The organism is Longicatena sp. (genome assembly GCF_982403165.1).
On sequence record NZ_CEVYEL010000106.1, the window covers coordinates 1 to 3,102 of the forward strand.

Consider the following 3,102-nt stretch of genomic DNA (forward strand, 5'->3'; position numbering starts at 1 on the left):
ATATTACTTTATATGAAAGAATGTTCAACTAGTAAATACTATTACAAGATAAATTCATAAAATAATATCCATGCGACTAGAGATTTTCCCATACAAAAACCCCCTTTACTGATTTGTCCACAGTTCAGGGGGTATATCCAATATTCGGTTTATAAACGTTTCCTCAAGACTTTTCCTTCTATGCGTCCTATCTTTCCAATTCCATGCCAGGATCTGCAGTCAAAGCAAAATCTCCACGCTCTCCATGCTGATAAGCGATGGTACCTGCAACACCGATCATTGCTGCATTATCCGTACAACAAGACAACGGCGGTATGATAAAGGTAACCTCTGGATACGCCTTAGCCATATCCTCACTGATCTTCTTACGCAAACAAGAATTCGCCGCAACTCCACCTGCCAACAACATTTGTTTAGGGTGATACAGCTCCAAAGCTTTCCGTGCTCTTTCCAATAACGCCTCAAAAGCCGTTTCCTGATAAGAAGCAGCCAAATCCTCAGGCAGGAATGTTTCATTTTTCCGCTTACAGCGATCAATAAACTGCAAGACACTGCTCTTTAAACCGCTGAAAGAAAAATCCAATTCATTCTCTGTTTTAGGCTTCGCCAATGTATAAATAGCTTTGCCATCCTTTGCTATCTTATCCACATAGACACCACCTGGATAAGGTAAGCCTAATACACGTCCAACCTTATCACCGGCTTCACCAATTGCATCATCTTGCGTTGTGCCTAAAATTTCAAAGCTCCATTCATCCTTCATATAAACAAGTTCCGTATGTCCACCTGATACAACTAAAGCAAGTAAAGGAAATGCAAGCTCGGTAATTAACTGATTCGCATAAATGTGGCCGGCAATATGATGTACGGGAACTAATGGCTTATCATATGCCCAAGCCAAAGTTTTCGCCGCCTGAACACCAACATGCAAAGAACCAACCAATCCCGGTCCCTGTGTAACCGCGATAGCATCCATATCCGCTACATCCATGTTAGCTTTCTTCAAAGCCTCTTCAATAACCATTGAAATATTTTCCACATGAATACGACTGGCAACCTCCGGAATCACACCGCCAAAATCCTTATGAACATCAATCTGCGTCGCCACCACATTTGCCACGATTTCCTTCGCATTCTTAATGATGGCAACCGCTGTTTCATCACAACTTGATTCAATAGCCAATATATACGTGTCTTTCATATACAATTTCCTCCTAACGCCTTTATCAGAAAATCCGCATCCTCACCATTATCCTGATAATAAGCTTTACGGACATTCACTTTGATAAAATCATAGTGCTCATACAATTTATGAGCAGCTTCATTTGAAACGCGTACTTCTAATGAGATAGTTTCACACTGCTCTTGATTTGCTGTTGCAATCATGACATCCATCAGCAAATGCGCATACTGCTGTCCACGATAAGCCGGTGCAACAGCAATCTTCGCCAACTGACATGTTTCAAACGTAATCCAGAAATCAATATAGCCAATGATCCTATCGTCTACTTCTAACACATAAACATGAGCAAACGGATTCTCATGTAATTCATATCGATATTGTTCCTCTTGCCAAGGCAAGGGAAAGCATTCACTATCCAATGCCGCAACCGCTTCAATATCCTCCACTTGCATTTTACGCAGCATACTACTTCACCAAATACGCATCATTTTCTTTTAAATATCGCGGAGTTAAGGTATGTACATTGTCAATGCGACGCGCTAACGGACGCAATGCCTGGAAATTTTCCACAAAATCCACATCTTCGTGAGCAAGATCAATCAATTCCGTTTCCCCAACTACACGAACATCCTTGTCCTTCAGATACGCTTTCACCTCATCCAGCGTCATGATACCCTCATCCAAAAGGAACTTTCCTTCATCCAATAACGCCGTATACGCACGTGAACTGCGCGCATCCAGCATTACAAACGTATGTGGATGCATACCTGCATACAGCTGCAACGTACTGATGCAATATAAAGGAATATGTTTTCTAGTACATAAAACCTTAGCCACCGTCATCGCAATTCGCACACCGGTATAGCTGCCCGGACCATCCGTTATCACAACTTCATCAATATCATCCGCTTTCCAATGCGCTTCCTCCATTAACGCAATAAGCGCAGGAAATAATGTTTCACTCTGTCGTTTCCAACACTCCTGTGCAAGACTTGCCACCACGTTACCATCTTCCAGTAACACAAAGATCAAATGCTTATGCGCACTGTCCATACATAATGTTTTCATGCTAATGCCCTCTCTATCTCTTCATATGCTTTGCCAATACCCTCAATGATGAACAAACGAACTTCCTCATCAATGCGACGTATTTCGATACGCAAACGTTCTTTCGGCAATTGTTCCTCAATATAATGTGGCCATTCCACTACACAAACGCCATCATCCTCAAAAATTTCCTCAAAGCCCAGATCCTGTGAGATGCCCTCTAAACGATATGCATCAATATGATACAAAGGCATTTTTCCATAATATGTTTTCAAAATGGTAAACGTTGGCGAATTAATGACCTTCTTCACACCCAACGCCTTACCAATAGACTTTGTCAAAGTTGTCTTACCGGCGCCTAAATCGCCACTCAATGTTAATAATGAACCAGGATGCAGCAAATGCCCGATTTTTTCACCAAGCTGTGCTGTTTCCGCTAATGAATGCACGGTAATTTCTATCATACTACTACCTCCATCTATTTTATTACAGTTATCCTCTATAGATACTGTAGGTTTCTCAACCGTATCATTATAGCATATCTTTTCTGCTTAGCTATAGAATTTTGCCACAAGAATAGAAAAGTCCCGCAACTTTCAAGTTTCCTTCTCCAAAATCATAAACAAATACAGCTATATTGTTGATGCAGGTGGTACACGGAAAAGATGGGTGGAAATAAAAAGGGTGTATGAACCCTATGGAAAATAAACAACTTAAAAGCACGGAAAACGCAATTTCTACTTATAAACTACTATGTAAGTACTAGGCAACTACTAGATAACTATTAGAAATCACTCTATTTGCTATGAAGCCTGTCCATAAGGAATGTGTTTGGCTTTCTATCTCTATATAGAAAAAAACCTGTCCTTCTC

The 3,102-nt window shown here is 40.7% G+C and carries 4 protein-coding genes; all 4 read right to left on the bottom strand.

The annotated features are described in order from the left end of the window. Window positions 1–187 precede the first annotated feature (187 nt). Genes tsaD through tsaE form a run of 4 tightly spaced genes read right to left on the bottom strand, consistent with a single transcriptional unit; the run spans window position 188 to window position 2,694 of the window. On the bottom strand, window positions 188–1,201 hold the full coding sequence (gene tsaD / locus AC1VS3_RS12830; protein WP_008689867.1) for a tRNA (adenosine(37)-N6)-threonylcarbamoyltransferase complex transferase subunit TsaD: 1,014 nt from the start codon (window positions 1,199–1,201) through the stop codon (window positions 188–190). Next, window positions 1,198–1,647: a ribosomal protein S18-alanine N-acetyltransferase gene (rimI, locus tag AC1VS3_RS12835; RefSeq protein ID WP_017144563.1), complete on the bottom strand. Its 450-nt coding sequence runs from the start codon at window positions 1,645–1,647 to the stop codon at window positions 1,198–1,200. Before rimI ends, tsaD begins: the two co-directional genes overlap by 4 nt. A gap of 1 nt (window position 1,648) precedes the next feature. After that, on the bottom strand, window positions 1,649–2,251 hold the full coding sequence (tsaB, locus tag AC1VS3_RS12840; RefSeq protein ID WP_008689871.1) for a tRNA (adenosine(37)-N6)-threonylcarbamoyltransferase complex dimerization subunit type 1 TsaB: 603 nt from the start codon (window positions 2,249–2,251) through the stop codon (window positions 1,649–1,651). Further along, a complete protein-coding gene (gene tsaE / locus AC1VS3_RS12845) occupies window positions 2,248–2,694 on the bottom strand; it encodes a tRNA (adenosine(37)-N6)-threonylcarbamoyltransferase complex ATPase subunit type 1 TsaE (protein ID WP_008689873.1) in 447 nt (148 codons plus the stop codon). The genes tsaB and tsaE overlap by 4 nt, the downstream gene beginning before the upstream one ends. Window positions 2,695–3,102: the final 408 nt, after the last annotated feature.